Source organism: Streptomyces sp. NPDC050738 (genome assembly GCF_040654175.1).
Taxonomy (GTDB): domain Bacteria; phylum Actinomycetota; class Actinomycetes; order Streptomycetales; family Streptomycetaceae; genus Streptomyces.
Genome location: NZ_JBFAHN010000007.1, coordinates 117,176 through 143,644, shown reverse-complemented (window position 1 = coordinate 143,644; position 26,469 = coordinate 117,176). Strand labels below are relative to the sequence as shown.

Genomic DNA, 26,469 nt, shown 5'->3' with positions numbered 1-26,469 from the left:
CTCCTCGGCCTCCTCCTCGCAAGAGATGAAGCGGGGCCGTGCGCTCGCGCCTGTGGCGGCGGTCGTGGGTGGCGGTGCTGTGACGGTGGTGCGTCCGATGGATGCAACCGGGCATCGGAAGGTGACCAACTCCTCCTGCCGGTGGAGTCATGGGCGACGCTTGGAGGCGTCGAGATTGTCTGACAACCGATGAGGCGAAGCTAACATCGCCCATCGGGCGGCACAAGAAGTGCGCAGGAAGAACCTGTAATTCACAGAAATGCCGAGTTACCCGGCGGAAAACTGTCGGACAAACCCAGCGCACACCCGTGGGGTGACAGATCCATTACGCAGGGTGGCCAGAGGTCGCGCCCTTACCGCTGCCCGGGGCGTACGACCTCGTCCTTGAGAGCCTGGAGGCCGGTCGGCTCGTCCAGCTCCTCCAGCTTGGGCACGGTGATCCACGGCTCGCCGTGCCGGGTAGTGACCTTCACCCCGCCCGCCGAGCAGTCCGCGAGTGCGGCCGACAGCCGGTCCAGGCCGTCGGTCATGCGCCGTTTCGGTCCGTGATGAACGCCTGTCGGTCCATGGGCTGGCGGATCGCGGCGCAGTGCACAGTACGGGCCGCCTCGAAGTCGCCGGACAGGTCGTCCTCGGGATTGCACCACCGGGCGCACCCTCGATGTAGATCTCGCGGCGGCAGATCGCGTCCTGCAGCACGACCAGCACACAGCTCGTAGAGGATGCGCTCGACCTTGCCCTTGTCGTCAACAACCGCCCCGTGCCAGTCCTTGCGTACGACTCCGTCCATCGGCACTTGGTCGGCGACGTCGTAGAAGCGAGTCTTGCCGTCAACGTCGGCGTACTTGGCCAGCAGCTTCATCACGTCCGTCACCTGCCGGTGGGCGGTGTTGTTGCACCTGAAGCCCAGCGTGTTCAGCAGGGGCGGCAGCATCTGCCGGTAGTACGAGCTGTACGGCGACCGGCATGTGGTGCAGACCTTGACCTTGAAGAACTTCTCGTTCGCCTTCGCCTCGGCGACTAGGTCGCGCAGCGTCTTCTCGCCGACGACCGGGTACAGAGCCGTGCGCACGACCTCGTCCGGCTTGCCGATCGCGGCGTCGGCGAGCCGGAAGAGGATGCCCTCCTTGCCGCGGACCTGCTTCAGGTCCGCCGTCAGCTGCCTCTCTACCCGGCGCTCGGCACGGGTGTTGATCTTCTTCACGAGGGCGACCAGCAGATCCACCAGGGCATCGGTGATCTCCGCCTGCCGGGAGGAGCACAGCGCCGCGAGCAGCGCAATCCGTACGTCCTCGGCGATGTTCCGGAAGTCCGAAAGGCGCATCTTGATCGCTCGGGCCCGCCATGCGGCCAGCAGCTTCTCCGAGCAGTCCGCGAACCGCCCGTTGGGCAGGCCGAGTTTGCGTACGTCGATCAGCTTGGCGATCTCGATCAGCAGGGAATCAAGCCCGACCAGCGCCGCAATTGTCTCCGGACCGCTGCCGCCAGGGCGGACTGGGGCAACTGATTGGAGTGGTCGGCAGAGCGTGCCGGATTCACGGCGAGGAGCGGGATTCGCTGCACCAGCCGACGATGACGGCGTGTTCTCATACCGGCAACCGACGCCACGCTCGCAGCCCATCAGCGTCGCCCTTGCCATGCGTCAAGTGCGCTGCAGTACGGACAATTTGACGCGCACGGCGTGCTCTCGGATGGCGGTAACGATGTCAAGGTCTCCGTCGCTGAGTACCCACTGGACCAGCAGGCCGTCACTGACGGTGATGCGCACGGGTGCCTCGGTCAGGATCCGGGGTTGTCCTGCGGGAGAGCGTGGTGGGTGAGGGAGCGGTGCCAGCGGGCTTCGAGGGCGGCGAGGAGGCGATCGTTGACGGTGGTGGCGACGTGGGCGTAGACGTCGTCGATGCCTTTGAGGGTGTGGCCCAGGCGGCGGGCCTGGGCGACGTCGGGGATGTTGTCTTCGATGAGCCAGGTTTTGTGGGTGTGGCGGAGGTTGTGGAAGGTCAGGCCTGGTTTGAGTGCGGGCCAGGTGGTGCCGTCGGGGAGGGTTTTGGCTTGGGTGGCGGGGATCCATTGGCGGCGGGAGAAGGCGGAGCGTCGGAGGTTGTTGCCGCGGCGGCTGGTGAAGAGGTGGTCGTGCTTGTGGCGGGTCTGGTCCTGCTGGAGAAGGGTGTTGAGGAGTGGGGGGAGGGTGACGGTGCGTACGGAGGCGGCGGTTTTGGGCGGGCCGTAGGAGTGGTGGCCGTTGACTTCGAGGAGGTTCCCGTCTTCGCGGTGGATGGTGAGGGTGGCGGCTTGGTGGTCGTGGGCGGTGCGGCGTAGGGCGGCGAGTTCTCCCCAGCGCATGCCGGTGTAGGCGGCGGTGATGACGAGGAGTCCTTGGGTGGGTCCGGCGAGGTAGGTGATGCGGCGGGCGAGGGCGATGACTTCGTGTTCGGTGGCCCACATTTGGTCTTCGGTGTGGTGGTCGCGTTCGCGGCCGCGGCGGCGTGGGAGGTGGACGGGATTGGTGGTGAGGTGTCCTTCAATGACAGCGCCTGCCATGAGGAGGGAGAGGAGTTTACCGATGGAAGTGACGGTGGTGCGGGCGTAGCGCTGGTGGAGGGATTTGAGCCAGAGGGTGACGTCGCTGGGGATGATGTGGTGCAGGGGCATGGCGCCCCAGCGGGGCAGGATGTGGTTTTTGAGCAAGCTGCGGTAGTGGCAGGCGGTGTTGGGGCCGATGTCGAGGGTGAGCCACCAGCGTTGGACCCAGTCGGTGAGCAGGACCTCGCGGACCGGCTGGTAAGCGCCGGGGTGAGGGTGCGAGTGCGGCGCAAATGCGGCCGCTGCGGCGGGGACGGGGACCAGGGGCGGCGGGGGGCCGGGGTGAGGTGTCAGAGCGATGATTTGGGTGGGGGTGGGTTGGTCGGTGGTCATGCGGGCGGGCAGTCCCCGCTCCGGGGGTGCGAGCAGGGGTGAGGCGGGCGGTGGGGTGAGACGCGCGGGCCACCCTTGGCGGTGCGATTGTCCGGCGGGGATCTGCTGGGTGATCGGCGCGGTGGGGGCCGTGGGCAGTCCCGGTGACGAAGGCAGTGCAGGAGCGGGCGGTGCTGCGGGGGTCCAGGGCGGGGCTGGGTGCGCGGGTGGTGGGGTGAGCGGGAGCGACAGGTAGGCCGGCGCGGGCGGGGACGGTGCGGGGTGCGGCATGGGCAGCAAGTCCGCGACCGGCACGGCGACTTGTGGTGCGGGTGGTGTGGTGAGGGTGTCGGCGTGCTCCTTGGCTGCGTCGCGGGTGGCGAAGACGCCGGCGGTGGCGGCGTGTCCGTCGGGGGTCCAGTGGCGGACGCGGTAGCGGTTGCCGCGTCGTTCGACCCAGGCCATGGGATCACTCCTTGCGGGTGGGGTGGTCGCGGCGGGGGCGGCGTGTGCCGACCCCGCCCGCGGGAGGGAATGGGCTCCTGGCGGTGGGCGCCGGGGTATGGGTGCCGGTGGCCGGGGGACCATTCAGGCTCCGCCGGTTCACAGAGCGGAAGCGCGGTCCTGTGTACGAACCGTCACCGCAACGGGTCGCGCGGCGGCCGGTTGCCGGACCGGATCAGACCGTGCAGATCGGCTGCGGAGAAGCGCAGGTGGCGGCCGATCCTGGTGTGTGCGATGTGGCCGGCGGCGGCCTTCTTCCGTAGCCAGGACGCAGTGACTCGCAGGTGATGGGCGGCTTGGTCGGCGGTGAGCAGCCGCAGCGCATCCGGGTCCGGCGTAGTTCACTCCGCGTGCGCTCTGGCGCCGTCTGCGCCGGCGTCCGCCGGTTCGGTCGAGGCGCTGGCTGGTGTTGGCTGCACGGTCTGGGCCGGGGCGGCTGGTGCCGTGGTCGGTGAGGCGTCGCAGCACAGTGGTGTGGTGGGCGGGTGGTTGGTCTCCGGGGGTCAGTGAGAGCAGTTGTTCCAGCCCGGGCGCGGCCGAGGCCGGGCTCGGCATCCTGGCCGGGGTGGAGTTGGATTCGCTCGGGTTGCGGCCTGTCATGGTGCGCTCCGGGGCCGTGGGGCGGCGGGGGTGACATCGCGCGGTACGGCGGCCTGGGATGCGGTGGTGGTCACCGGGGTGTGCACCAGCTCGGGCGGGTGAAGGAGCTGGGCCAGGGCGTAGGCGACTTGGGCCGGAATCGCGGAGTTGCCCAGGAGGCGGAGCTGGGTGGCGCGGCTGAGGCCGGGGACGCTGGTCACCCATCCAGGGGGCAGGAGCATCCATTCGACGAATTCGGCGGAGAGTCGTCGGGTGCCGGGGACGGTGGGGGCGGGTGCGGGGTGGCCGGTTGCGTGTTCCCAGCGGCGGATGGCGGGGAGGTAGTCGGCCCACCATCCGGCAGGAGAGTGACGGCAGTTCGCAGGTTCATGCCGCCCTTGCGTTTGGGTGTCGTACCCGCACCGCCGTTCGCGTCGGGGTGGGCAGCAGCCGCTCCCGGGCCCCGCAGTCGCTCAGAGTCGCTGCGGTGGCGGCAAGGGTGGGTGAGCCGTTGCGGTAGCACTGGTTCGGAGAGCCCTTGGTGCCGTCGCTCGCTCGCGGGGTGGGCAGCAGGTGCTCGATCTCGTCGGCCAGAGTGGGGCCGTGGCCGCCCTTCTTGCGTTTCTCGGGGTGCTGAGTGCCGCCGTTCGTCCCGAGGTTCGCGGTCGGAGTCTTCAGCAGGGGGAGTTTCGTGGGGGTGGGCGGCGAGGACGACGCGTGCGCGCTGATGCGGAGCTCCGACATCGCTGGCCCGGACCACCGCCCAAGAACTGCGATACCCCAGGTCGGCCAGACTCCCGAGTACGGCGCCGAGCGCCCGCATGCGGGGCAGGCTCGGGAGGTCTCCCAGACAGCGCGGGCAGGATTCCAGGTCGCGAACGGCGTTGGTGGTGGGGTGGGTTCCGGCGGGGGTGGAGAGGATTCCGCGCACATTCTCGATGACCACGACTTTCGGATGCAGTTCACGGATTGCTGCGACGATGTTGTGCCAGACACCGGAGCGGCCGCCCGGAGCAAGTCCGGTGCGAGGGCCCGCGACGGAGAGGTCCTGGCATGGGAAGCCCGCGCAGATCACATCCACTGGAGGGACGCGGCTCCAGTCGATGGTGCGGAGGTCGCCGTAGTTCGGGGTGTTGGGCCAGTGGTGGGCGAGCACCCTGGAGGCGGCTTCATCAGTCTCGGCGTGCCAGGCGATGTGTCCGCCGAGGGCGGCGAGTACCCCGAGGTCGAGGCCGCCGACGCCCGAGCAGAGTGAGGCAATCGCCGGTGCGTCAGGAATCGGCATGGTTGCTGCCCCTCCCGGTGCAGGTACGGGAGTTGAAGCCGCTTCGGGTGTCCTTGCGCGGGGCGCGGGGCGTGGGGGTGTGCTCGCTGTTCGGTGCCCGCAGTGGTGGCGCGGCCGGGAGCGGCGGGGCTTTGCGAACCACAAGAGCGTCCTCGTGCTGGATGATCGCGAGGGGCAGGCCGGAGCGGCGGGCGTCGCGGACGTTCTTCATCTGGAAGAACGAGGGGCGGGCGATGAGGCGGCCGTCGCGGATCCCGGCGAGGAGGGCGATGTTGCGTTCGGCGGGGATCAGCCCCGCGCTCACCGCGGCCGCCAGGGCGGCGGAGGGCAGGTCGATGAGTTCGCCGCGCTCGCGGAAGGGCCGGGTGGTGATCACGGCGTGGCCGCCGGGGCGCAGCAGGTGGCGGCACTGGGTGAGGATCTCGGTGAACGCTTCCACTAGGGCGTCGAGGCCGACGTGGGCGAGGTTGTTGGGGTCGCGGCTGTAGCGGTAGTGCCTCTTCGTCACTCCGCGCTCGCCGGACTCGCGGGTGGAGCGGACCTGGCCGTGGACGCTCGCGCCGTAGGGGGGTGAGGTGACGACGAGGTCGACCAGGCCGTGGAAGGCGGTGGGGATGTGGCCGGTGGCCTGGCGGGCGTCGCCGAGATAGACGCTTCCGCCGCCGGTGGCGCCCTGGGTTTCGGCGTGGCGCAGGTTCTTCTCCGCGAGGTGGGCCCAGGCGGGTTCGTACTCGACGCCCAACGCGTGGCGGCCGAGTCGTACGGCTTCGACGAGGGTGGTGCCGATGCCGCACATCGGGTCCAGGACGAGGTCACCGGGCTTCGTGTACGTAGCGATGGCGTGGGCCGCAAGGGCGGGCAGCATCTTGGCCGGGTGCGCGGCTGATCCGGTGACGTAGCGGTCGCCGCGCTGGGCAGGGGCCGAGGTGGGGGCGGTATTCCATACCGACAGCGGGGAGTTGGGCATGGTCAGGCTCCCGTCACGACATCGAGGACGAGCAGATCGGAGTGGATGAGCTCCGGGGTGGTGGGGTCGGGCGGAGTGGGGTGGATTGTGTCGGTGCCCAAGGTTCCGTGGACGACGGCCAGGTGTTGGAGGTAGCGGAATCCGGCGGTGCGGGCGGTGGAGATGAGCAGGCCGAGCGGGTCGGTCATCCGCCCGGCGTCGCGGCGCTGGCGGGTGGCGATCAGGAGGAGGTCGTCGGCTTGCAGGAGCCGGTGGGCGCGGTGGAAGAATCCGGGCCAGCCGTCGTCGAGCGCTCCCTGCCCGTCGGCGCCATACGCGCTGTGGGGTGTTGCGGTGGGCAGGGTGTCGGGGTGGAGTTCGGCGAGCAGGACCGTGCTCGGGCGCCCCTGCCCGGGGGCATGTCCGGTGTCGCGGCGGGTGGTGGCGCGGGCGTCCATGCCGGGGGCGGTGTCGTTGATCCTTACGCGCAGCAGGGCTGCGGGGAGCCGGTCGGGGCGCTGGCAGAACTCGGTGCGTACCCGCTCGAGCGCCCAGTTGGGCAGCACGTCCGGTGGAGTCGGTACCAGGGTGCTGGTGCCGGTGGGCGGGACCCAGAGATTGTTGGGCGGTGCGAGGTGGGTCATGGGGTGGTGCGGCGTCCGGCGTGGCCCGGCCGTCTGATGCTGACGTCTCTATGGACGCGAGCGGTACCCCTTTTGTCATCGAGGCCTTGGTTTGTTGTGCTCGGCGAGCGCGATGGGCTGTGGTGCGGTCCCGGCTCAGAATCACGGCGCTGCGTGGGGCCGTCTTCCCGTTTGCTAGCTGCTGGTATCAGGTTCTAGCTATGGTGGTGGTATGGGAAAGCAGACGAACATCAGGCTGGACGACGCGGTGCGGGCGGCCGCCGAGGACCGGGCCAAGCGGCGGGGCCTGAGCCTGCAGGGGTACGTGGCCGATCTGATCGAGGCCGATGTGAACCAGGCGCGTGCCGCCTTCATGGCCGGCGCCTCGGCATTCCTGGCCGCGTACACGGACACCTTCGAGGCGGAGTTCGGTGAGGACCGCTACCCGGGCCTCCCGGAGGGACTGGCAAAGACCGCGCCGAGGGATGCCGCGTGAGTCTGCGCATCGACCTCGCCTGGATCCTGGCCGTGGCACAGCAGATCCCGGGAGACCCGCAGGTCGTCGATTACGGGGTGCCGGTTGCGGCGGAGGCGCGCCACCGGGCGGAGGTCCTCGACCACGAGGTCTACCCCGAGCCCCACCACAAGGCCGCGGCACTGCTGTGTGAGCTGGCACGGAACCCCAGTCTGGAGGTGAGGAATCTACTGTTCGCGGCCACCGTGACCGCGGCTTACTTGTCGGCTTGCGGTCTGACGGTGACCCCCGGTCTGGACACCGTTCTTCCTCTGGCCCGCGCGGCCCGCGACGGGCTCCCGGTGCGGGAGGTCGCCTCGCAGATCAAGACGTGGACAAGCTGATCCAGGAGGCCTTCCCACGTCCGCCAAGAAGACCTCTCTGCTCCCCCGGCACATCGTGGTCAGCCCCGAGGGGATCGTGGTCAGCCCCAAAAGGATCGGGGTCATCTCCACCAGCGCATCGGTCGCCACAGCATCGAACCGCGCACGGAACCGACCGCCGCGTCCGGTACGCCTGGGCGCGGATGGAAGCGTGTGGTGGTGCCCCGGTGAGTTGCCGGCTCCGACAACAGCGCCGCGACATCGAGCGGACACGCCGGTGTGGCCTTCGATATGCGCGTGACCATGGAAGGCTGCGGGGCCACCCTGTCCGGCGAGGCGCTCCGGGCTCTCACCCGTTCCCTGCGGCCACGTACAGAGGGTAGGCGAAGAGGTCGTGGCAGCGCAGGGTGCGCCCGCCGACGTTGACGATCTTGTTCTCCGAGACCGACCGCACCCGGTATAGCGCCGTGATGGTGCGCATATCGCCCTTGACGCCGCCGTTGCGCACCAGGATGTTGACTGGCGTCGCGTAGTCGTCCCGCGACGTATCGGACCCGCCGATCGTTCCGGGCGGCACACCGGCGTTGCGCAGCGTGCGGAGCAGAACGTTGAGCGCGGTCATCGTCGAGTAGGCGCGCTGGGCGGGTGCGTCGTCCCAGTAGCCTTCGAGCAGATATACGAACATGCCCGTCGCCTCTTCGTCGCGGACGCCCGCCGCGTCGCGCGACGACGGATTCTCCAAGGGGTTCGACACCCATACCGCGAGCTCGCGCAGCCCGCGCGGGCCGCCTCCACCCAACATGAAGATCACCTTTTGTGCCCGCATGGTCTCCAGCACGAACGTGGCCTGTCCTTCGTCCACATCGTCCAGGGATGCCGGGCGGGTCGTGCGCAACTCGCTCTTCTTCCGCAGATGACGGGTCACGGACTCGGCCAGTTCATGGTCGTTCGCGGCGCGTTCCGCCGCCCCCCGCTGGTGTTCCACCACGGGGCCGGTGAGGCCGAGGGCAACCCGCCACTGGCGGTTCTTGACCTTCGCGGCCGTCGCGCCGATCTGCTCGGCGTAACTCACCAGCCGGGGCCGGTCGATGTACAGGTAGTCCCGGAACACAGGCGATCCCTCCTCGCGGGAGCACGGCACATCACCTGGGCGCTCAGCCGCGGTCCCGGCCGGCGATCAGGTGGTCGCGCGCCTCTTTCAGTGCGCGTCTCTCGGCGCGTGGCAGCAACTTCCCCTCGCGCGAGGCCAGCCATGTCTGCAGGACGGCGATGATCTGATCGCGCCCTTCGGGATCTCTCGGTTCACCGTCGGCCATCAGGACCGCCAGCACGGCCCGGCTCATGGCGCTCCGGTCGCCGGAGAACTCACCTCGGTCCATCGCTCCGAGCGCCTCCAGCCCGTGCTCAAGGACCTTGCCTCGGTCGTCATCGTCATCGTCCCATTCATCGCCCGACCGCCACAGATCACGAAAGGCCAGGGCTGCGTTGTAGCGGGCCATCGCCCGCAGGTCCGCCTCCGCTTCCGGCAGCAGCGCCAGCGCGCTCTCCAGATGGCCGGCGGCACGCCGCAGCACAGATCTGTCCACTCCCTCGTCAGTCCGCGACATGTTGGGCAGCGCCCCGCCGAGCTTCAGGTGCGCTCCGGCCGCGGTGACGGGGAAACGGGCGACATCGACGTGCCGCAGAATCGCCTCGCTCTGCCGGACGCCCTCCTCCCGGTCATTCGCCGCATCGGACGCCTCCGCCTGGCGCAGCGCGAAGAGGACTTCCCTGGCGGGCTCGATCTCGGCCGGGTCATCGGAGAAGGCCTGGTCGGCGAGCGCCGCGATCTCGGCGATCATCGGGGAGTCCGACCAGTCGGAATCCGTCTCCCGGTGGGCCGGTTCCCTTGCCCGCAACAGGACGATCATGTCAGTGCTGTTGGGTTCCACCTCGCCTTCCATCAGCATCAGGATCAGGTCGTCGAAGTCGGCAGGTTCCATCCGCGTCCTCCGGTTGGCGAGTTCGGTGCGGGATGGTGCACACGCACCATGCCCCACCGCCCGCGACACCAACCCTGGCCCGCGAGAGCACCGGCGCGTCCACCCACTCCACCTTCTGTGCACCGGTCAAGGTGCGGTACGCGCGGGTCCATGACGATGTCACCGTCGGGCTCTTCGCGTCGGGGCGCGGACCGGCCGGCCGGCTGCCATCGGGGCGGGCCAGTGCCGAGCCAGTAGCGAGCCGGTGACGAGCCACCACCGGTGTCCGGGTCCGGTCTGAGCCAGTGCTGGGAGCCGGAGTTAAAGATTCTTTCCGGAGCCGCGCGACGTGGGGACGCGGTACATCTGTGCTGGTCACCGGCATGAGCCGACGGCGTGGCGGAGGCGGGTGGTTCGGTGGTGGCTCGCTGGTGGTGCGGGGCGGGGGCGGCTGCTGGCGCGTATCACCAGCGCCGTCTGTGCCGATGTTCAGCTGGTTCCTCAGATGGAAGACCTCCACAGCGGGCTGCTGCTGGCCTCGCTGGGCATCGATGTGCTCACCGACATCGCTATGGCGGCCAGGGAGCGGGTCGGCTGGGCGTAGCTGCACGCCACGTACGACTTCACGAAGGACGCCGCGAACGAGGCTGGAATCGGCGGGCTGCTCCAGGCCGTCAGCGACGAGACCGAGGCGGAAGTCGTGGCCGACACTGACGTAGGACTGGGAGCGGAACGCACAACACACCAGGCCAGCCAGCACCCCACACATCAACAAGCCCCCTTTCGAGCGTCAGCACTTGACCATCCCTGAGGCGGGTCCTCAGGGGCAGCGGTGGCCCGGGGCGGGGTGGGCCATCCATACCGCGACATCGGCGACCCGTAGCGCGCTGACTGTCTCGGGCAGGCCCGCACTCTGGTGCAGGCCAAGGAGCCGGTGGTGCAGGGCCGCGCCGTCCTCGCGCAGGGCGATGCGAAGATCGGACCAGAACGACGGCGGGCGGCCGAGCGCACAGCGCACGACCCGGTCGTAGACCGGCAGCAGCCGCGGCCGCTTGCGGGCTAAGAGCTTCCCGGCGATCACCCACCCAATCTTGTACTGGTCCTCCAACAAGCACCAGGCCCGGTGCGCTGGCGAGCCGTCCGCGACAACCGAGGCATCGGCGTCGGAGAGATCGGTGTCAGAAGGGATCTCTCTCAGCAATGCGGACAGTTGAGTGCCCAGCGGGCCTTCCAGCAGGTCCAGGGCGACGGGAGCGGGGACGGCCACCGACAAGGTCTGCACGGCCACCAGGTCCTCTGCGGTGAACCGGTCCGCGACCTGCCGACGGTCACCCCCGCCCGCCAGGTGTTCGAACCGGCCCCCTGTGAACGCGGCGGCGCCCGGGGGCAGGCCGATCCCGAAGTAGCGGCGCAGGTCGTCAACCACCCGCTCCGCATCAAGAACGACGTGCAGGCGCTGCCCCACTACGGACGGCTCTCTGCCGGAGGAACCAGGCCCCGTGACGAGCTTGTTCATCTCAGATACCTGTGCCCTCATCGGTGTCCGTTGTGGTCGGTGGCGTCGGCTGGGCCGCCCATACCTCGCTGATCAAGGTGAAGGACGTGGTGAGCATCCCGGCCCCCCAGCGTGGGGGCATGACGGAATGGGTCCTCTGGCCGTGGGCGATGCGGTTGCGGAGCTTGCGCCCCGTGTGGAGGAACTCCGTCTGTCGCTCGGTCAGGAGGCCATTCTCTTGGCCCTGCTTGATGAGGGCGTGGAGCGGCTTCGTGCCGGAGTCTGGGATCTTGGCTCGGAGGACGATCTCCATCGCGATCAGGGCGTGCAGGAGGGCCACGGTGGAGAACTCGTAGCAGAAGTAGGAGTGGCGCAGGAGCTCGCGGGCGGTGTGCAGCACCGTTGCCGCGGACTGCGGGATGCCGGAGGGCAGCGTCAAGTCGGCGACGATGTCGTGCATGTCGGCGTACTGGGTGACGAAGTGGTGGGCCCGGCGGTCGGGCACGGGGAACGACAGGTGCTGATCGGCGGCGGCGTTCCACGGCAACGGCATCCGCGTGCCGCTGTCGGCAGACCCCGTTCGGGCCGGTGGCTCCTCTCCGAGGAAGAGCACGGCCAGGGCGATCTGGAGAACGAGCGCTGCCTGGTGCCGGGGCGGGGTGTCGACCAGGTCGTGCAGGACGTTGTTGCGGAGGTTCATCTGCCCCTCGGCGTTGCCCAGCACTGTCCGGAGGACGAAGGGCCACGGCTCGGGGAAGCCGAGTTCATGCAGCTTGTCGAGGAGGGAGCCAAGCTGCTGGACCTGTCCGATGGTCTCCCCTTGTGCGTGCGTGATCACGCCGATGTCGGCTGCCTGGAGCCGGCGGCGCAGCGTGCCTTCGAGGCGCGGCAGCGCGAGGGCCAGGGCCCGTGTCGACATCGCCCTCCCAGAACGCTTCGAAGGCGCGGGCGAGACCGCGCGTCCGAGTCTCCAAAGCGTGCTGGGGGCTGGCGAGGAACGGTGCGAGGTCCTCCGCCGTCGGGTGAAACCGGTCGCGAATTCGGTCCAACTGGGCTTCGACGACCAGGCCGTGTACCTCGAGGGCCAAGATGTGCTGCGGACAGAAAAAACCCTCCCCGCCGGCACTGTCCCTGCCGACGGTGCGCGTCACGACGGGGCCGTTGGGGTTGATGTACACCGTCGGCAGGGACAGCAGGTCAGACGGCGGGGCTGCGGAGTCACTCCTCGTGGGAGGGGTGGTGGCGATGCAGTGAAGTGCGTGCTCCATGCTGTCGGCGGCGTCGACGGCCGCGCTCACGGCCTTCAGGTAGCCCGGCGGCAGGGGGACCGGGGTGCGGATGGTGTCCATGGACATGTCGTCCCGCCCGATTCTCTGCTGTGTTCGGCGCACCTCGTCGAGGGCGTCGGTCAGCCCGCTGTCGCGGGCATGTTGAGCAGCGTCTTCCAGGGCGAGGAGTTTTCGCAGACCGGTGCTGTTGTCGGCCAGTTCCATACGGGCTCGGTGGGTCTTTTCGTTCACGTCGCGGTGCTCGTCGGCGCCCACCACGCGACGGAGCTCTTCGAGGAACTCCACCCGGTGGTGGAGCTGGCCCTCTCCGCAGTACTCGTCGACGGCACGTTCGATTAGGGGGCGCACGGCGGGCTTGTCGTATGTGCTGGCCACGAGCGGGGCGGTCATGAGGCCGAGCACGCCTGACGACGGGGGCTTCCAGGCGAGCGCGGCCTGGCCGAGGGTGATCATCTCGCCGACGATGTCGGCACGCTCCGGCTGCCGCGTGGCGGCCGTCAGGTCGTAGGCGAGTACCAGGGCGTCCGCTGCACGAAGTCGGGCCACCTCGACTTCGATGGTTGTCGCCCCGCCCGGCTCCGGAGGGAGGACAAGTGCCTCCAGGTGTATCTCGGCCTTCGTCAGCAACGCGCCGGCAGCATCCCGGTAGCTGTGTACCGCGGAGCGGAGGTGCTCGATGGGCCGTGTTCCGTGCCGGGCCTCCCAGAGCAGATGATGAAGTCGGGCCCGGACCAGGGGGTGGATCGTCTCGGGGGCGTAGGCAGTCCAGGCCTCAAGGACCGCGGGCGCCATATCTTTCACGGCCCTCGGAACCAGGTCACCGTTGTCGTCAGGGGTGCGGAACGGTCCGAGGACGACGTTCCAGGTGCCGTCCCGCAGCCGGAACTCCATGGCCGCCCACAGGGCTGCGAAGTGGTCGTGCTCCTCCTCGCCCGGGTTCGTGTGCGACCAGCCAGCGCGTAGTTTCCGCCCGACATTGTGCAGTGGTTCGCAGGAGTCGACTCCGCTGTTCACCGCGCTGAGAACTGCTGGCTGAGCATCCATCTCGAGTCCTGACTCCAGGTGTAGCGGTCGAACTCTAGGCGACCGTCCTGGCCGGGAACGAGTGGATTGTGAAGCTGGGCAACCTCTTGTGTGTCGACGGCAGGGCTTTCCCGATATGGACTTGGGCTTTCCCGCTTCTGCCGGAGGCTTGCCCGCGTCGGCCGCGTCTGCGGGAGCCCGCTGTCGCGGGCATGTTGAGCAGCGTTTTCCAGGGCGAGGAGTTTCCGGATTCCCGTGCTGCTGTCGGCCAGTTCCGTACGGGCCCGGTGGATCTGTGCGCCCACGTCGCGGCGCTCACCACGCAGCGGCGCTCTTCGAGGAACTGCACCCGGTAGTGAAACTGAGGTCGTACGCGGACGCCTCTCCGCAAAACGAGGCCGCTGCGCAGCAGGAGTAGCGAAGTGCTGCTGGAGTACTGAGCGTCCTGCGGTCTCACCGCGTTGCAGGCGTCGCTCTGCCGCCGTGGTCAACGGGCCCGCTCGCACCCGGGGCCGGCATTCTGGGTGCTACGCACCTCGGGACAGCCAAGCGGAGGCGAGGCCGACCGTGGGAGGAATCGGGGTGCCGACCGCGGTAAGGAGCCCATGCGGGGCGGGGCCTGTGACGCTTCCGAAGTTGACCGTGGCACCGTGGAACGCCGAACCGGTGAAGTGGACCATGGTGTTGGTGAACGCGGCGGCACGGAAGTTCACCATCCCGCTGGCGAAGATCGCACCTCGGAAGTCGAGCATGCCGGTGGAGAAGGTTGCTTCGTTGAAGTGGATGGTGGCGCCGGAGAACGTCGCGTCGCTGAAGTGCACTGTGCCGCCGGAGAACGTCGCCTCGGTGAAGTGCACTGTGCCGCCGGAGAACATGGCACCGCTGAAGTAGAGAGCGCCACGGGAGAAGGTTGCCTCGCCGAAGCTCACGGTGGCCCCGGAGAACACCGCGCCGCTGAAGTACAAAGCCCCGCCGGAGAGCAGGGCCCGGTTGAAGTGCAATGCGCCGCCGCACAAGAGCGCTTGGTTGAAGCGCAGCATGCCACCGGAGAACACGGCATCGCGGAAGTTCACTGTGCCTTGCGCGAAGGTCGCGCCGGTGAAGTCCATTGGGCCGTCAATGGTGACGCCGGTGAGGTCGAGGTCGTGGCCCTGCCAGGAGCGTGGGGTGCCCGCGGGGCGCCGGTAGTGGTCCCCGATGAGCCTCAGGATGGTGTGCCGGACGTTGCGCAGGGCCAGGTAATGGTGGTGTTCGGCCCGGTCGGCCGGGTCATCGCCCGGATCGGGGGTGAAGGGCAGCTGGAGGTAGGCGCACAGGACGTCGATGCAGGTCTGGCGGAGGTTTTCGTCGGGGGCGTCGTCGGCGAGGCCGGCCAGGGCGTGTACTCCGCCGAGTCGCACGGCCGGAGAGTTGGAGCCGAGCTTCTCGACGGCCTGGGAGAACCGTTCGGTATGCAGCCGGGTGGCTTCGCGGTGTGCGCCTGCTTCGTCGACGCGCTGGCGACGGTAAGCGACGACCAGCGCGACGAGCGCGCCCGCACCAGCCACTGCGCCGAAGGAGATTTTTACCAGATCGAAGAGCGTCTTCGCGTCGAGCTTCGCGGTGCTGTCGATCTCCTTGAAGTCCAGCAGGTTCACCAGGCCGTAAAAGATGCCGCCCGCGACCAGGAGAGCAGCCACGAAGGCAACGGATAGGACCCGGCCGACCTTCCATAGGCGCAACTCCCGATCGTCGCGGGTTGATCGCGGCCGCCGGCTGAGTGTCATGGTGAAGGAGACAAGATGTGGAGATCCTTGGTTGCAGCGGGCAGCGCGATGCCGTCCCCATTGGTCAGAGAGGGGCGCGGCAGATGGCGACATCAGCGGCCTTCGCCGAAACCACTTCGGCCCCGTTCCCCAGGTCGGCTCGCTGGCCGAGCGCAACACGCTGGTCGAGGAGAGGGACGAGGCAGACGATGACGGGCGCAAGAACGTCTTCGATAAACGTCTGCCCGACCGCTCGGGGCGCAGAACGGGCGGCTGACCGTCTTCAAGTCGGGCCAGTGCCGTGCCAGTAGAGAGCCGGTGGCGAGCCAACCGTTGGATGAGGACACAGCCTGAGGGGTTGCAGAGAACCGTATTTCAAGATTAATTCCAGTATCCAACACGGTGGGACGCGCAGGATCTGCGCTGGTCGCAGGCCTGGAGCTACGACGTCGCGGGGGTGGGTGGCTCGCTGGCGGTGCGGGGCGGGTTCGGGCCGGGTGCGGTGATGGTCCGGGGGCCTGTGGTGATGGCGATGTCCCGCTCGTCGCTGATCCTCCGGGAGTCGACATGCACCACCGTTCCTCCGCTTCCCACCCTGCACCCGCCGTCCGCCGCCACGGCCCCTACCCGTGCTCGCCGTTGGGTGCGGTGGACGCCGCGTTCCTCGCGCTGGCCGATCCCACTCGCCCGCTGACTCTGCCCACCGCCCTCCTGCAGTCCGTGGTGGAGGTGGATGTGCTGCCGGTGGATCAGGTGCGGGCCCGTCTCGTACACCCCAGTACGCGGCCCGAGGTCCGCACCCGGATCTGGCGCGAGGTGGTACGCCGGGCGCAAGTGCTCGGCGAGCCGTGGTCGTTGGTGGCGCTGGGGATGGCGATCCCGGCCGTGCGCCGCCAGCTGGTGCGCCTGCCGCGGCCGTTGACGGTCTGGCAGCTGCAGGAAGTAGAGCAGGAGGCCCTGACCGCGCTCGCCCATGCGATCAGCACAGCCGATGTGCAGGCTGAAGCGCTGGACTGGGATCTCCTGCGGGCCTGTGACCGGGCCATCCACCGACTGCGCCGTGTCGAGCAGCGGCACCACCGCAGTGAGGTTCTCACCGACGGATCCGCGGTGCATCTGGGCCGGCTGGACCGCAGGCAAATCTCGGTGACCGGCACCCAGGAGCACAAGGGCGGGGAGGAATGCGATGAGTACGGGGTGCTGGCCGCGGCGGTGGACTGCCGGGTGATCGATGTCGCGGAGGCGCAGTTGATCGCGCGCAGCCGGCTGGAGGGGGTCGCCATGGGGGTGCTGGCCGGTGAGCGGGGCGTGAGTCTGCGGCAGGTCTACCGGTATCGCACGGCCGCCGAGCAGCGCCTGGCCGCTCATCTGGCCGCCCTCGCGCTCGAGGCGTAGAGCCCGGCGCTCCACCCCTGCCGGGAAAGTCGTGCGGCGTCGCATGTCAAAAGCGGCGCCGGAAGTCTCCATACAGAGCAGCAACCTCGCTTCACCCCGTGGCCACCGGGTGAATCGGGAAGCCCCGGAGAAATCGGTGTCCCCCTTTGTCGCTGCGGCGGCAAGGGGTCTGGTTTCGGGGGCTGTGCCGGGTACCGGTCGGGTGCCGTCTTCGTGCTGACACCACCGACATGCCCCCGCCCCGTACCCCCTGTGAGGGAGGAACGGCGTCCGGGGCGGCCCGCCTTCCGACCGGTATCCCGCACACGCGTGGTCGTCTCCCCGTCTCTTCTTCGCCCTTTCCTTCTGTGTTGTGTGGAGGTGCTCTCGTGCCGTGTCCCCTTCGCCGCCCGCAGTGGCGGATTCGTCGCATCGGGCGCTGGATGTCGCGCGGCGTGTTCGTTTTCCTTGTCGCCGCCTTGGCGTTGCTGAGTGATCCGCCATCGTCCTGGGCGGTGGCGACGGTGCCCGAAGTGATCGAGAACGTACGGAACTGGGTGGTGGGCTTGCTGGCCGCGCTGGCCACCTTGTTCCTCACCCTCGGCGGACTGCGGTATCTGATGGCCGGCGGGGATCCGGGGGAAGTCGAGTCGGCCAAGCGGGCGTTGAAGGCCGCAGCAATCGGCTACGGGCTGGCGGTGTTGGCGCCGGTCCTGGTGACCGTGCTCCAGCAGATCGTCGGCACCGGGGGCGGACAGTGAACCCCGCATCGCACCACCGCCGGCTTCGGCTGCTGCTCCCGTGGCTTGCGCTGCTCGCCTCTACTGCCTCCCTCGCGCTTCCCGCCACTGCGGCCGCAGCGTCACCCGCCGTGGCGGCGAGGGGAGTTGAGGCCGTTCGTGCACCGCTGGATCCCGAACCGCACCCGCAGCCTGCGCCGGGCCCCACCCCCGTACCGCATCCGGCCCCAGGCCCCGCCCCGACTCCGGGCAAGCCCGGTGGCGGAGCCACGTCCCCGGCCGCCCCGCGTCCAAAACCCTCCCCGCAGCCGGCCCCGGGGGAGATCCCGAACGCCTGCGACGTCGCGCATGTCGACTGCACGGGTGGTGGCGGTTTCGGGTTCGGGGATCTGATCGACGTCCCGGGCATGGTCACCCAGGCGGTCACCAAGTTTCTGGGCACGCTGGTCGATCAAGCCATGAAGCCCCTGCGGGCGCTGCTCGCCGACACCCTGCTCGCCACGCCGGACGTCACGAAGCAGCCGGCCGTAGCGCGCATGTGGAAGGACACCCTCGCCCTGGCGGTGGGCCTCTACGTCCTGTTCATCACCGCGGGCGGCGTCACCGTGATGGGTTACGAGACGCTGCAGAGTCGCTATGCCCTCAAGGAGATCGCCCCGCGCCTGCTGTTGGGCATCGTGGCCGCGGTCTCCTCCCTGGAGTTGATGGGGTACGCGATCCGTCTCGCCAACTCCCTGTCGGCCGCCGTGATGCACACCGATCTGTCCGATGCCGGCCAGGGACTGGTCGAGGACACGTTGGGCGGTCTGCTGGCGGCTCCGGCCAACGGTGCGATCTACCTGCTGCTGCTCTACGCGTCCTCGGTGTTCATACTTTTCGCCCTGGTCCTGGGTTACGTGGTGCGGATCGCGGTGGTCGCGCTGCTCGCCGTCGCCGCTCCCCTGGTCCTGTCCTGCTACGCCCATCCGGCCACCGCGGGGCTGGCGAAGATGTGGTGGCGGGCCCTGGCCGGGTGTCTGCTCATCCAGATCGCCCAGTCGATGACCCTGGTCATTTCCCTGAAGCTGTTCTTCGCACCCGACGCTGGCGTCCTGGGCTTCCCCCGGCCCTCCGCGCTGGGCACCCCGCTGGCCGGGCTCGCCCTGTTCTGGACCCTGTTCAAGATCCCCGGCTGGGCCACCCAGCTCATCTTCCGCGGCACCCCCTACACCCCGCCCAACGGCTCTCGCGTCCTGCGGATGATCAGCAGGATCGCTCTGTGGTCCCTGCTCAACAAGTTCGCCCCCGGCGCAGGCACTCTCCTGCGTCGCGCCCGCCGCCCCCAGCACGTCGGTCTCGCGCGCCCCATCCCAGGCGCAGGACGCCGCCCCGGCCCCCGCCCCGGTCCCGGCGGGGGCGGCCGGCCCGGGGGCGGGGGACGACCGCCCGGCCCCGGCCCTGGTGGGCCCGGGCCTGCAGGTCCGCCGCCCGGCGCCCCCGGTGGGCCGGGAGCACCCGGTGGTGGCGGGGCACCTGCGCCCCGCCCCGCGGGCCCTGGCCCCACCGGCGTCCCCCACCCTGGCCCCGCGGCGCCGGGTTCCCCGCCCGCTGCCGTGCCGCGCGCCGCCGCACCGGGGCCCGGCGGAGGTCAGGGAGTGCCCCTCCGTACTCGCCAGCTCACCCTCCCCATCGCGGCGCCCCGGGTGCCGGGGCGGCCGCGTGCGACGCAGACCTGGCTGCCGGTCACCGCCGCGCGCATCCCCCGCCCAACCCCATCCGTACCTTCCGCACCCCCGGCCAGCGCTGTCCCGGGCGCCCGTCATCGCCAGCTGGCCCTGCCGGTCCCCGCCGCCCGTATCCCGGTCCGTCCGCCCCGCCCCGTTCAGCTGCGTCTGCCGCTTGAGCCGCCGCGCACCACATCGCCCGCACGGCCCGCACCCACGAGGAGGGCAACCCGTGAGCCCGTATGAGAGTGATGGCGCCGACAGCGTGACGGTGGCCAGGATTCCCGCCGACACCGGCCGCCCCGACAAGATCATCGGCCCGTTCACCGCCCGCCAGTGCGCCCTACTCGCCTCTGGTGCACTGGTGTTGTACGGCGGCTGGTGGGCTTGCAGGGCGTTCATGGCGCCGCTCGCCTACGCCGCCCTGATCACCCCGATCGCCGGACTGCTCGCCGCCGTGGCTATGGGCCGGCGGGAGGGAATCAACCTGGACCGCTTCGCGGTTGCCGCACTTGCCCAGGCCCGCACCCCGCGCCGCCGCGTTCATGCCCCCGACGGCATCCCACCACTGCCCACCTTGATCAACCCCCGCCTGGCCCGAGCGGCGGGCCCGCCACCGGCCTCGATGGACATGCCGTTCACCGGCGTCAGCGAGAGCGGAGTGGTGGATCTGCGCGAGCACGGCATGGCCGCGCTGGCGACGTGCTCCACCATCAATTTCGATCTGCGTTCGGGGGCCGAACAGCAGACGCTGACCGGGGCGTTCGCCCGTTGGCTGAACTCGCTGACCGGACCCACGCAGGTGCTGGTGCGCTGTCACCGTACCGATCTCGCCCCGCTGATCGACCAGCTGCAGCACGATGCCCCCACCCTGGCCCATCCGGCCCTGGAGGCCGCCGCCCGCGCGCACGCCGACTTCCTCACCGACCTGTCCTCGGGCCGCGACCTGCTGGCCCGTCAGATCGTGCTGGTGGCCCGCGAACCCGCCGGAGCAAGCGGGGGCCGCACCGGCCAGCGGCTGCAGGAAGCCATCCGCGCGCTGGCCCCCGCCGACCTGACGGTCACCGCGCTCAGTGCCGCAGAGAGCGCGGATCTGCTCAGCGCGGCCTGCAACCCCGACACCCCCACCCGCCGGCAAGGAGAACCCTCATGAAACGTCGCCCCCGCACCCCCTTGCCAGGCGTCGTCTCGGCCACGCGACTCCTGCACCCGGTGGGCCCCGAGGCCGTCGAGGTGCATGCCCGCACGCTGGCCGTGGGCGCGCATCTTCTTTCCACGCTGGTGGTCACCGGGTATCCGGCCGAGGTCACCCCGGGCTGGCTGGCCCCTCTGCTGAACTTCCCCGGCCACCTCGACATCGCCCTGCACATCGAACCGATCCCCAACCCGATCGCCGCCGCCGGGCTGAAGAAGCAGCGCGCCCGGCTGGAATCGGGGAGGCGCACCGGGTGGGAGCGGGGCCGTCTGGATGACCCGGAGGTGGAGGCGGCCGCGGCCGATGCCGCCGACCTCGCCTACCGCATCGCCCGCGGCGAGGGAAAGCTCTTCCACACCGCCCTGTATCTGACCGTGCACGCCGCCGACGAAACCCATCTTGCCGAGCAGCTCGCCTCCGTGCGGGCGGTGGCCGAGTCGCTGCTGCTGAGCGTGGCTCCCACCACCTACCGGGCGCTGCCCGGCTGGCTGGCCACCCTGCCGCTCGGCATCGACACGCTCAAGATCCGCCGCACGTTCGACACTGCGGCGCTCGCCGCCTGCTTCCCCTTCACCAGCCCCGACCTGCCACCCCCCACCACCCTCACGAGCGGTGGTGGGGAGGTTGTGCCGAGCGGGGTGCTGTACGGGCTCAACGCCCTGTCGGGGGCGCCGGTGTTGTGGGACCGCTTCGGGCAGGACAACTACAACTCCATCACCCTGGCCCGCTCCGGGTCCGGCAAGTCCTACCTGGCCAAGCTCGAGCTGCTCCGCCTGCTGTTCACCGGAGTGAGCGCGGCTGTCATCGACCCCGAAGACGAATACGTCTCCCTCGCACAGAGCGTCGGCGGGCAGGTCATCGCGCTCGGCGCCCCAGAGGTGCGGCTCAACCCCTTCGACCTGCCCGCCCACCCCGACCCGGCCAGTGACGTGCTGACGCGCCGGGTGCTGTTCCTGCACAGCTTCCTGACCGTGCTGCTCGGCGAGGAGGACCTGGGCGCGGGGCACAAGGCGGTCCTGGACCGGGCTCTCCTGGCCACCTACCACAAGGCGGGTATCAACGCCGACGCCCGCACGTGGACCCGCACGGTGCCCCAACTATCCGATCTCGCCGCCGCGTTGGAAGCGGACGGAGGCCCGTTGTCGGGCGAGCTGGCGCAGCGACTCGCACCGTATGTGAGCGGCTCGCACGCCCAGTTGTTCAACGGCCCGAGCACCACCACATCCCCCGGGCATCTGACCGTTTACGCGTTGCGCCGGCTGCCCGAGGAGGTCAAGGCCCCCGCGATGCTCCTCGCCCTGGACGCCGTCTGGCGCCAGGTCACCTCCCGGCCCGCCCCCGGCCGGCACCTGGTCGTCGTCGACGAGGCGTGGCTGTTGATGCGCCAGGGCGCAGGCGCCCGCTTCCTGTTCCGTATGGCCAAGGCCGCCCGGAAGTACTGGACCGGCCTCGCGGTGATCACCCAGGACGCCGATGACGTCCTGGCCTGCGAGCTCGGGCGGGCGATCGTCTCCAACGCCACCACCCAGGTCCTCCTCCGCCAGGCCCCGCAGGCCATCGACCAGATCGCCGACACCTTCCATCTCTCCCACGGTGAACGGGAGTTCTTGCTGTCCGCGGATCGCGGGGAGGCGCTTCTGCTCGCCGGGGAGCGCCGCCAAAGGGTCGCATTGATCAGCATCGCGGCCCCCGAAGAACACGGGGTCATCACCACCGACCCGGCGGAACTCTCCTCGCTTCATACCTCCGAGGCGAACTCCGGGACCGATGGCCCCTACGCGTGGACGCAGACCGCTGCCTCGGGCGCGTTCGGCGAACCGGGCCCGGGCCTGGATGAGTTCGGGGAGGAGTGGTGAGCGCGCCGCCGGTGCCCACGCCTGGCGCGGACAGCCCGCTGGTGCGCTTCCTCACCGATCCCGCATCCCTCACCGCCCGCCTCCTGCACACGCTCGCCGGCCCGTTCGCCGAGCATGCCCCGCTGTTGATCCCCGCCTTGGTCCTTTGCCTGCTGGCCGCGCCCGCGGTGCGCCGTGTCGTGCGCAAGCATCGCGCCGCCCTGCTGGTGCTGGGGGCGCACCGGGTGGAGATCCTCGCCCCGCCCGTAGTGCCCCCGCACGGCGGACAAGTCCTGTGGGCGCAGCTCGCCGGGCTGCTGCGCCCCCGCCTGCGGCGGCTGCTGTTCGGGCAGCCGCATCTGGTGTTCGAGTACGCGTGGAGTGCCGCCGGTCTGCGCATCAGCCTGTGGGTGCCCGGGCCGATCCCCCTGGAGTTGGTGCGCCGGGCGATCGAGGCGGCCTGGCCAGGCGCCCACACCCGCGTCCACGACGCCACCGGCCCGCTGCTCCCGACCGGGCACACCGTGACGGCCGGCCGGCTGCGCCTGGCCCGCCCCGACATCCTGCCGCTGCGCACCGATCACAAGGAGGATCCGCTGCGCGCGCTGCTCCAGGCAGCCACCGCCATGGACGAGGGGCAGAGCGCGCTCGTACAAGTCCTGGCGCGTCCCGCCACCGGCCGTGCGCTCCGCCGCGCCCGAAGTGCCGCGCGGCGCCTCAAGGCCGGGCACCTCGCCCCGCGCATGCCTGCCCTCTTCGCGCTGCTCACCCATCGCCCCCAGGATGCGGCGGCCGGGCGGCAGGATCCCGAACACACCGCCCTGGTACGCCAAGCAGCCACAAAACTCACCGGACCCCAGTGGCAGTGCAGCATCCTGTACGCCGCCACCCAGCGCACCAAAGATCCCCAGGCCGCGGTTCAGGTACGGGGGCGGGCACACGCGCTGACCTCCGCCTTCTCCCTCTATGCAGGGCGCAACCACCTCATCCGCACCCGTCTGCCCCGCCCCGAACACCACGCCGATACCCGCCGCATGCCGCAGCGGCCGTTCCTGCTGTCGGTGCCCGAACTCGCCGCCCTGGCCCACCTGCCCGCCGACCCCGACGCCCCGGGCCTGCAACGCGCCGGCGCCCGCTCCGTCCTGCCACCACCCTCCATCCCCCAACCCGCCCCCGGCGGCGGCGTGAAGGCGCTGGGGCACTCGGACACCGGATCCAGGCGCCCGGTCGGACTCTCCGTGCCCGACGCCCGCCACCACCTGCACCTGATGGGCGCCACCGGCTCGGGAAAGTCCACGCTGGTCGCGAACCTGGCCCTGGAGGACGTGGCCCATCACCGCGGGGTGATCGTCATCGACCCCAAGGGCGACCTGATCACCGACCTCCTGCACCGCCTCCCCGACACCTGCACCGACCGCCTGGTCCTCATCGACCCCGATGACGCGCACGCCCCGCCCTGCTTCAACGTCCTGGACGGCGCGGACATCGACGTCGTCGTCGACAACATCACCGGCATCTTCCGACGAATCTTCTCCGCGTTCTGGGGCCCGCGGACCGACGACGTGATGCGCGCCGCCTGCCTGTCCCTGCTCAAACACTCCAAGCGCACCGGACAGTTGGTGACCCTCGCCGACGTCCCGCGCCTGCTCGGCGAATCCGCCTACCGGCTGCGGATCGTCCCTGCCCTCGGCGACCCGGTGCTCCGCGGATTCTGGGCCTGGTACGAATCGATGTCGGAGCCCTCCCGCGCCGCGGTCGTCGGCCCCGTCATGAACAAACTCCGCGCGTTCCTGCTCCGCGACTTCGCCCGCCGGACGATCACCGCCGGGCCCTCCACCTTCGACCTCGGCGACATCCTGGATGGCGGAATCCTGCTGGCCCGCCTCCCCAAAGGAGCCCTCGGCGAGGAGACCGCACGGCTGCTGGGGTCCTTCATCGTGGCGAAAACCTGGCAGTCCGCCGCCACCCGCGCCCGCACGCCCGAACACCTGCGCATCGACGCCTCCCTCTACATCGACGAAGCCCACAACTTCCTCACCCTGCCCTACCCGTTGGAGGACATGCTCGCCGAGGCCCGCGGCTACCGCCTCTCCATGAACCTGGCCCACCAGCACCTCGCACAGCTCCCCCGCGACCTGCGCGAAGGCATCTCCGCAAACGCCCGCAACAAGATCTTCTTCAACGCCTCCCCCGAAGACGCCCACGTACTGGAGCGCCACACCCTGCCCGCCCTCGGCGCCCACGACCTCGCCCACCTGGGCCCCTACCAGGCCGCCGCGCACCTCCTCACCGACGGCGCGGAGTCCGCGGCATTCACCCTCACCACCCGGCCGCTGCCCCCAGTCGTCCCAGGCCGGTCCGCCGAACTACGAACCGCCGCCGCAGCCCGCTTCGGCTACACCTCCACCCGCACCCGCCCCACCCCGTAAACCCTCCGAAACCCCGGACCCTCCGCTACCCAACTCCCGCTCCGAACCCGCTTCTTGGTGGTGACATCCGCATGCCCGCACTGCCCCGCCCGGCCACCGGTCCCGGCTCCCGCTACACCGCCCGCGCCGCCACCACCCGCACCCGCCCCACCCCCGCCCGTGCCAAGCCCGACATCGTCGCCCTCGCCCGGCGCCTCACCGCCCGCGACCTGTGGCTCACCGCGCTCATCCACGAACACCGGGTCCTGACCGCCCAGCAGATCACCCGCCTCGCCTTCACCTCGACCCGCTCCGCACAACGCCGCCTGCGCACCCTGCACCACTACGGCGTCCTCGACTCCTTCCGCCCCCTGACCGTCTCCGGCTCCGCCCCCGAGCACTACACACTCGGCCCCGCAGGAGCCCAGCTCCTCGCAGCCCAGGCCGCCCGGGACATGACCGACACCCTCTGGCGCCCCACCTCCACCGGCCGCATCGCCTACTCCCCCTGGCTGGGACATGACACCGGCGTCAACGAACTCCTCACCCACCTCGCCGCCCACACCCGTCACCACCCCCACACACGCCTGCCGCTCTGGCTCTCCGAAAACTCCTGCGCCCGGCGCTGGGGCGACATCATCCGCCCCGACGCCTACGCCCACTGGACCGAAACCACCCCGCACGGCGAGCGCCTGCTGCCCTTCTTCCTCGAATACGACACCGGCAGCCAGACCCTGGCACGCGTCGAGGCGAAACTCCCCGGCTACGCCGCCTTCACCACCGCCACCGGCACCGCCCCCGCCCTCCTGATCCACACCCGCACCGCCTCCCGCGAACTCGCCCTGCGCCGCCGCCTGACCGACCCCGCCCGGGACCTCGGCCTCCGCCTGGCCACCGCCTCCCTCGACCAGACCACCGACACACCGCACGCCCGCTGGTGGATGCCCCTGGAGCCCACCGCCGGGCGCCTCACCCTCACCGGCCTCGCCGTCCGCTGGCACCCCCTCACTCCCGCCACCGGCCTGGAGGCAACCGACGCCGACACCCCCCTCACCCTCCCCGTCCCGCCGCTGCCGCCCGCACCGCATACCGCACCATGAGCGGCCTCGCGAAGACCGCGGGCACGGCAGGCTGCGCCATCCTCGCCCTGCCCCTGCTCGCCGCGATCACCGTGATCGCCGCCCTCGGCAGCCTGCTCCCCGGCGGCGGAGACGCGACGGCCGCCCCCAGCAAGGCCGCGCTCGCCGACATCCCCCCGTACTACCTGGCGCTCTATCAACGCGCCGCACCTGAATGCCCGGGCCTGTCCTGGACGGTGCTCGCGGCGATCGGGAAGGTCGAAACCAACCACGGCCGCCACCCCACGATGATCTCCTCGGCCGGCGCGGTGGGACCGATGCAGTTCATGCCCTCGACGTTCCCCGAGTACGCCAACCCGGTACCACCCGGCGGGAAGAAACCACCCACGCCGTGGGACCCCGTCGACGCCGTGTACGCGGCCGGACGGCTGCTGTGCGCGAACGGTGCCCGCGACGGCAGAGACCTCCGCAAAGCGATCTTCAGCTACAACCACGCGGACTGGTACGTGAACAAGGTCCTCGACCAAGCAGCCGCGTACGGAAAGGCGGCACCAGCCCCAACCGGCGCAGCCGCCAAGGCGGTTGCCTTCGCCCGCGCACAGCTCGGCACCCCCTACGTATGGGGCGGTGACGGGCCGGCCGAAGGCGGCTTCGACTGCTCCGGCCTCACCCAGGCCGCCTACCGGGCCGCCGGCATCACCATCCCCCGCGTCGCCCAGGCCCAGTACGACGCCACCCCCAAAGTCCCACGGGGCGCTCAACTCCACCCCGGAGACCTGCTGTTCTTCGGCACCCCCGGCCACATCCACCACGTCGGGATCTACACCGGCGGCACCCAAATGATCAACGCACCCAACCCGCGGTCCGTCGTCCGCCAAGAGGACTACCGCTGGAAGGACTACCTCGGAGCCAGCCGACCGGCCGCCCGTAGCCGGTAAGAAGCTGCGCCCTCG

The 26,469-nt window shown here is 70.2% G+C and carries 25 protein-coding genes; 10 read left to right on the top strand and 15 right to left on the bottom strand.

What is annotated here, in order from left to right; translation table 11 throughout:
* Positions 1-353 precede the first annotated feature (353 nt).
* From AB0H78_RS19825 to AB0H78_RS19790, 8 genes are all read right to left on the bottom strand, one after another.
* Positions 354-530, bottom strand: a complete 177-nt coding sequence (locus tag AB0H78_RS19825; protein WP_363235772.1) for a hypothetical protein — start codon at positions 528-530, stop codon at positions 354-356.
* Positions 527-1,639, bottom strand: coding sequence for a hypothetical protein (locus AB0H78_RS19820; RefSeq protein WP_363235771.1), 1,113 nt, complete (start codon positions 1,637-1,639; stop codon positions 527-529). The genes AB0H78_RS19825 and AB0H78_RS19820 overlap by 4 nt, the downstream gene beginning before the upstream one ends.
* Before the next feature lie 140 nt (positions 1,640-1,779).
* Positions 1,780-3,360 carry a tyrosine-type recombinase/integrase gene (locus tag AB0H78_RS19815; RefSeq protein WP_363235770.1) on the bottom strand — a complete coding sequence of 527 codons (1,581 nt, stop codon included), beginning with the start codon at positions 3,358-3,360 and terminating at the stop codon, positions 1,780-1,782.
* A 173-nt stretch (positions 3,361-3,533) separates the two neighbouring features.
* The gene (locus tag AB0H78_RS19810; RefSeq protein WP_363236058.1) at positions 3,534-3,713 is read right to left on the bottom strand and encodes a helix-turn-helix domain-containing protein; all 180 of its coding nucleotides are present in this window, start codon (positions 3,711-3,713) and stop codon (positions 3,534-3,536) included.
* A gap of 282 nt (positions 3,714-3,995) precedes the next feature.
* The gene (locus AB0H78_RS19805; RefSeq protein ID WP_363235769.1) at positions 3,996-4,199 is read right to left on the bottom strand and encodes a hypothetical protein; all 204 of its coding nucleotides are present in this window, start codon (positions 4,197-4,199) and stop codon (positions 3,996-3,998) included.
* Positions 4,196-5,263 (bottom strand): DNA (cytosine-5-)-methyltransferase, encoded by a 1,068-nt coding sequence (dcm, locus tag AB0H78_RS19800; protein WP_363235767.1) that lies wholly within the window; start codon positions 5,261-5,263, stop codon positions 4,196-4,198. Before dcm ends, AB0H78_RS19805 begins: the two co-directional genes overlap by 4 nt.
* Positions 5,250-6,230 carry a DNA methyltransferase gene (locus tag AB0H78_RS19795; protein WP_363235766.1) on the bottom strand — a complete coding sequence of 327 codons (981 nt, stop codon included), beginning with the start codon at positions 6,228-6,230 and terminating at the stop codon, positions 5,250-5,252. Before AB0H78_RS19795 ends, dcm begins: the two co-directional genes overlap by 14 nt.
* A gap of 2 nt (positions 6,231-6,232) precedes the next feature.
* A complete protein-coding gene (locus AB0H78_RS19790) occupies positions 6,233-6,853 on the bottom strand; it encodes a hypothetical protein (protein WP_363235765.1) in 621 nt (206 codons plus the stop codon).
* A gap of 211 nt (positions 6,854-7,064) precedes the next feature.
* Between AB0H78_RS19790 and AB0H78_RS19785 the strand changes: the two genes are divergently transcribed.
* Complete coding sequence (locus tag AB0H78_RS19785; protein WP_363235764.1) at positions 7,065-7,328, top strand: hypothetical protein; 264 nt, start codon at positions 7,065-7,067, stop codon at positions 7,326-7,328.
* A complete protein-coding gene (locus AB0H78_RS19780) occupies positions 7,325-7,690 on the top strand; it encodes a hypothetical protein (RefSeq protein ID WP_363235763.1) in 366 nt (121 codons plus the stop codon). Before AB0H78_RS19785 ends, AB0H78_RS19780 begins: the two co-directional genes overlap by 4 nt.
* Positions 7,691-8,018: 328 nt before the next feature.
* On the opposite strand, the gene AB0H78_RS19775 is transcribed toward AB0H78_RS19780, so the two are convergent.
* The 7 genes from AB0H78_RS19775 to AB0H78_RS19745 all read right to left on the bottom strand — a co-directional run bounded on the left by AB0H78_RS19775 (position 8,019) and on the right by AB0H78_RS19745 (position 15,755).
* Positions 8,019-8,780 (bottom strand): hypothetical protein, encoded by a 762-nt coding sequence (locus tag AB0H78_RS19775; protein WP_363235762.1) that lies wholly within the window; start codon positions 8,778-8,780, stop codon positions 8,019-8,021.
* Positions 8,781-8,823: 43 nt separating this feature from the next.
* Positions 8,824-9,651, bottom strand: a complete 828-nt coding sequence (locus tag AB0H78_RS19770; RefSeq protein ID WP_363235761.1) for a hypothetical protein — start codon at positions 9,649-9,651, stop codon at positions 8,824-8,826.
* 799 nt (positions 9,652-10,450) lie between these two features.
* Positions 10,451-11,146, bottom strand: coding sequence for a DUF6308 family protein (locus tag AB0H78_RS19765; protein ID WP_363235760.1), 696 nt, complete (start codon positions 11,144-11,146; stop codon positions 10,451-10,453).
* 1 nt (position 11,147) lies between these two features.
* Positions 11,148-11,963, bottom strand: a complete 816-nt coding sequence (locus tag AB0H78_RS19760; RefSeq protein WP_363235759.1) for a hypothetical protein — start codon at positions 11,961-11,963, stop codon at positions 11,148-11,150.
* Positions 11,890-13,458 (bottom strand): hypothetical protein, encoded by a 1,569-nt coding sequence (locus AB0H78_RS19755; protein WP_363235758.1) that lies wholly within the window; start codon positions 13,456-13,458, stop codon positions 11,890-11,892. Before AB0H78_RS19755 ends, AB0H78_RS19760 begins: the two co-directional genes overlap by 74 nt.
* 506 nt (positions 13,459-13,964) lie before the next feature.
* Entirely contained in the window at positions 13,965-15,362 is a 1,398-nt protein-coding gene (locus AB0H78_RS19750; RefSeq protein WP_363235757.1) for a pentapeptide repeat-containing protein, read from the bottom strand.
* Between the two features lie 261 nt (positions 15,363-15,623).
* Positions 15,624-15,755 carry a hypothetical protein gene (locus AB0H78_RS19745; RefSeq protein ID WP_363235756.1) on the bottom strand — a complete coding sequence of 44 codons (132 nt, stop codon included), beginning with the start codon at positions 15,753-15,755 and terminating at the stop codon, positions 15,624-15,626.
* On the opposite strand from AB0H78_RS19745, the gene AB0H78_RS19740 reads away from it, so the two are divergent.
* The 8 genes from AB0H78_RS19740 to AB0H78_RS19705 all read left to right on the top strand — a co-directional run bounded on the left by AB0H78_RS19740 (position 15,750) and on the right by AB0H78_RS19705 (position 26,454).
* Positions 15,750-16,577: a hypothetical protein gene (locus AB0H78_RS19740; protein ID WP_363235755.1), complete on the top strand. Its 828-nt coding sequence runs from the start codon at positions 15,750-15,752 to the stop codon at positions 16,575-16,577. The genes AB0H78_RS19745 and AB0H78_RS19740 overlap by 6 nt on opposite strands.
* 494 nt (positions 16,578-17,071) lie before the next feature.
* Positions 17,072-17,317, top strand: coding sequence for a pilin (locus AB0H78_RS19735; RefSeq protein WP_363235754.1), 246 nt, complete (start codon positions 17,072-17,074; stop codon positions 17,315-17,317).
* Positions 17,314-19,245, top strand: coding sequence for a hypothetical protein (locus AB0H78_RS19730; protein WP_363235753.1), 1,932 nt, complete (start codon positions 17,314-17,316; stop codon positions 19,243-19,245). The genes AB0H78_RS19735 and AB0H78_RS19730 overlap by 4 nt, the downstream gene beginning before the upstream one ends.
* A complete protein-coding gene (locus tag AB0H78_RS19725) occupies positions 19,232-20,152 on the top strand; it encodes a PrgI family protein (RefSeq protein WP_363235752.1) in 921 nt (306 codons plus the stop codon). Before AB0H78_RS19730 ends, AB0H78_RS19725 begins: the two co-directional genes overlap by 14 nt.
* Positions 20,149-22,050, top strand: coding sequence for a DUF87 domain-containing protein (locus AB0H78_RS19720; RefSeq protein ID WP_363235751.1), 1,902 nt, complete (start codon positions 20,149-20,151; stop codon positions 22,048-22,050). The genes AB0H78_RS19725 and AB0H78_RS19720 overlap by 4 nt, the downstream gene beginning before the upstream one ends.
* On the top strand, positions 22,047-24,458 hold the full coding sequence (locus tag AB0H78_RS19715; protein ID WP_363235750.1) for a DUF87 domain-containing protein: 2,412 nt from the start codon (positions 22,047-22,049) through the stop codon (positions 24,456-24,458). The genes AB0H78_RS19720 and AB0H78_RS19715 overlap by 4 nt, the downstream gene beginning before the upstream one ends.
* 71 nt (positions 24,459-24,529) lie before the next feature.
* The gene (locus AB0H78_RS19710; RefSeq protein ID WP_363235749.1) at positions 24,530-25,537 is read left to right on the top strand and encodes a replication-relaxation family protein; all 1,008 of its coding nucleotides are present in this window, start codon (positions 24,530-24,532) and stop codon (positions 25,535-25,537) included.
* Entirely contained in the window at positions 25,534-26,454 is a 921-nt protein-coding gene (locus AB0H78_RS19705) for a bifunctional lytic transglycosylase/C40 family peptidase (protein WP_363235748.1), read from the top strand. Before AB0H78_RS19710 ends, AB0H78_RS19705 begins: the two co-directional genes overlap by 4 nt.
* The last annotated feature ends 15 nt before the right edge of the window (positions 26,455-26,469 follow it).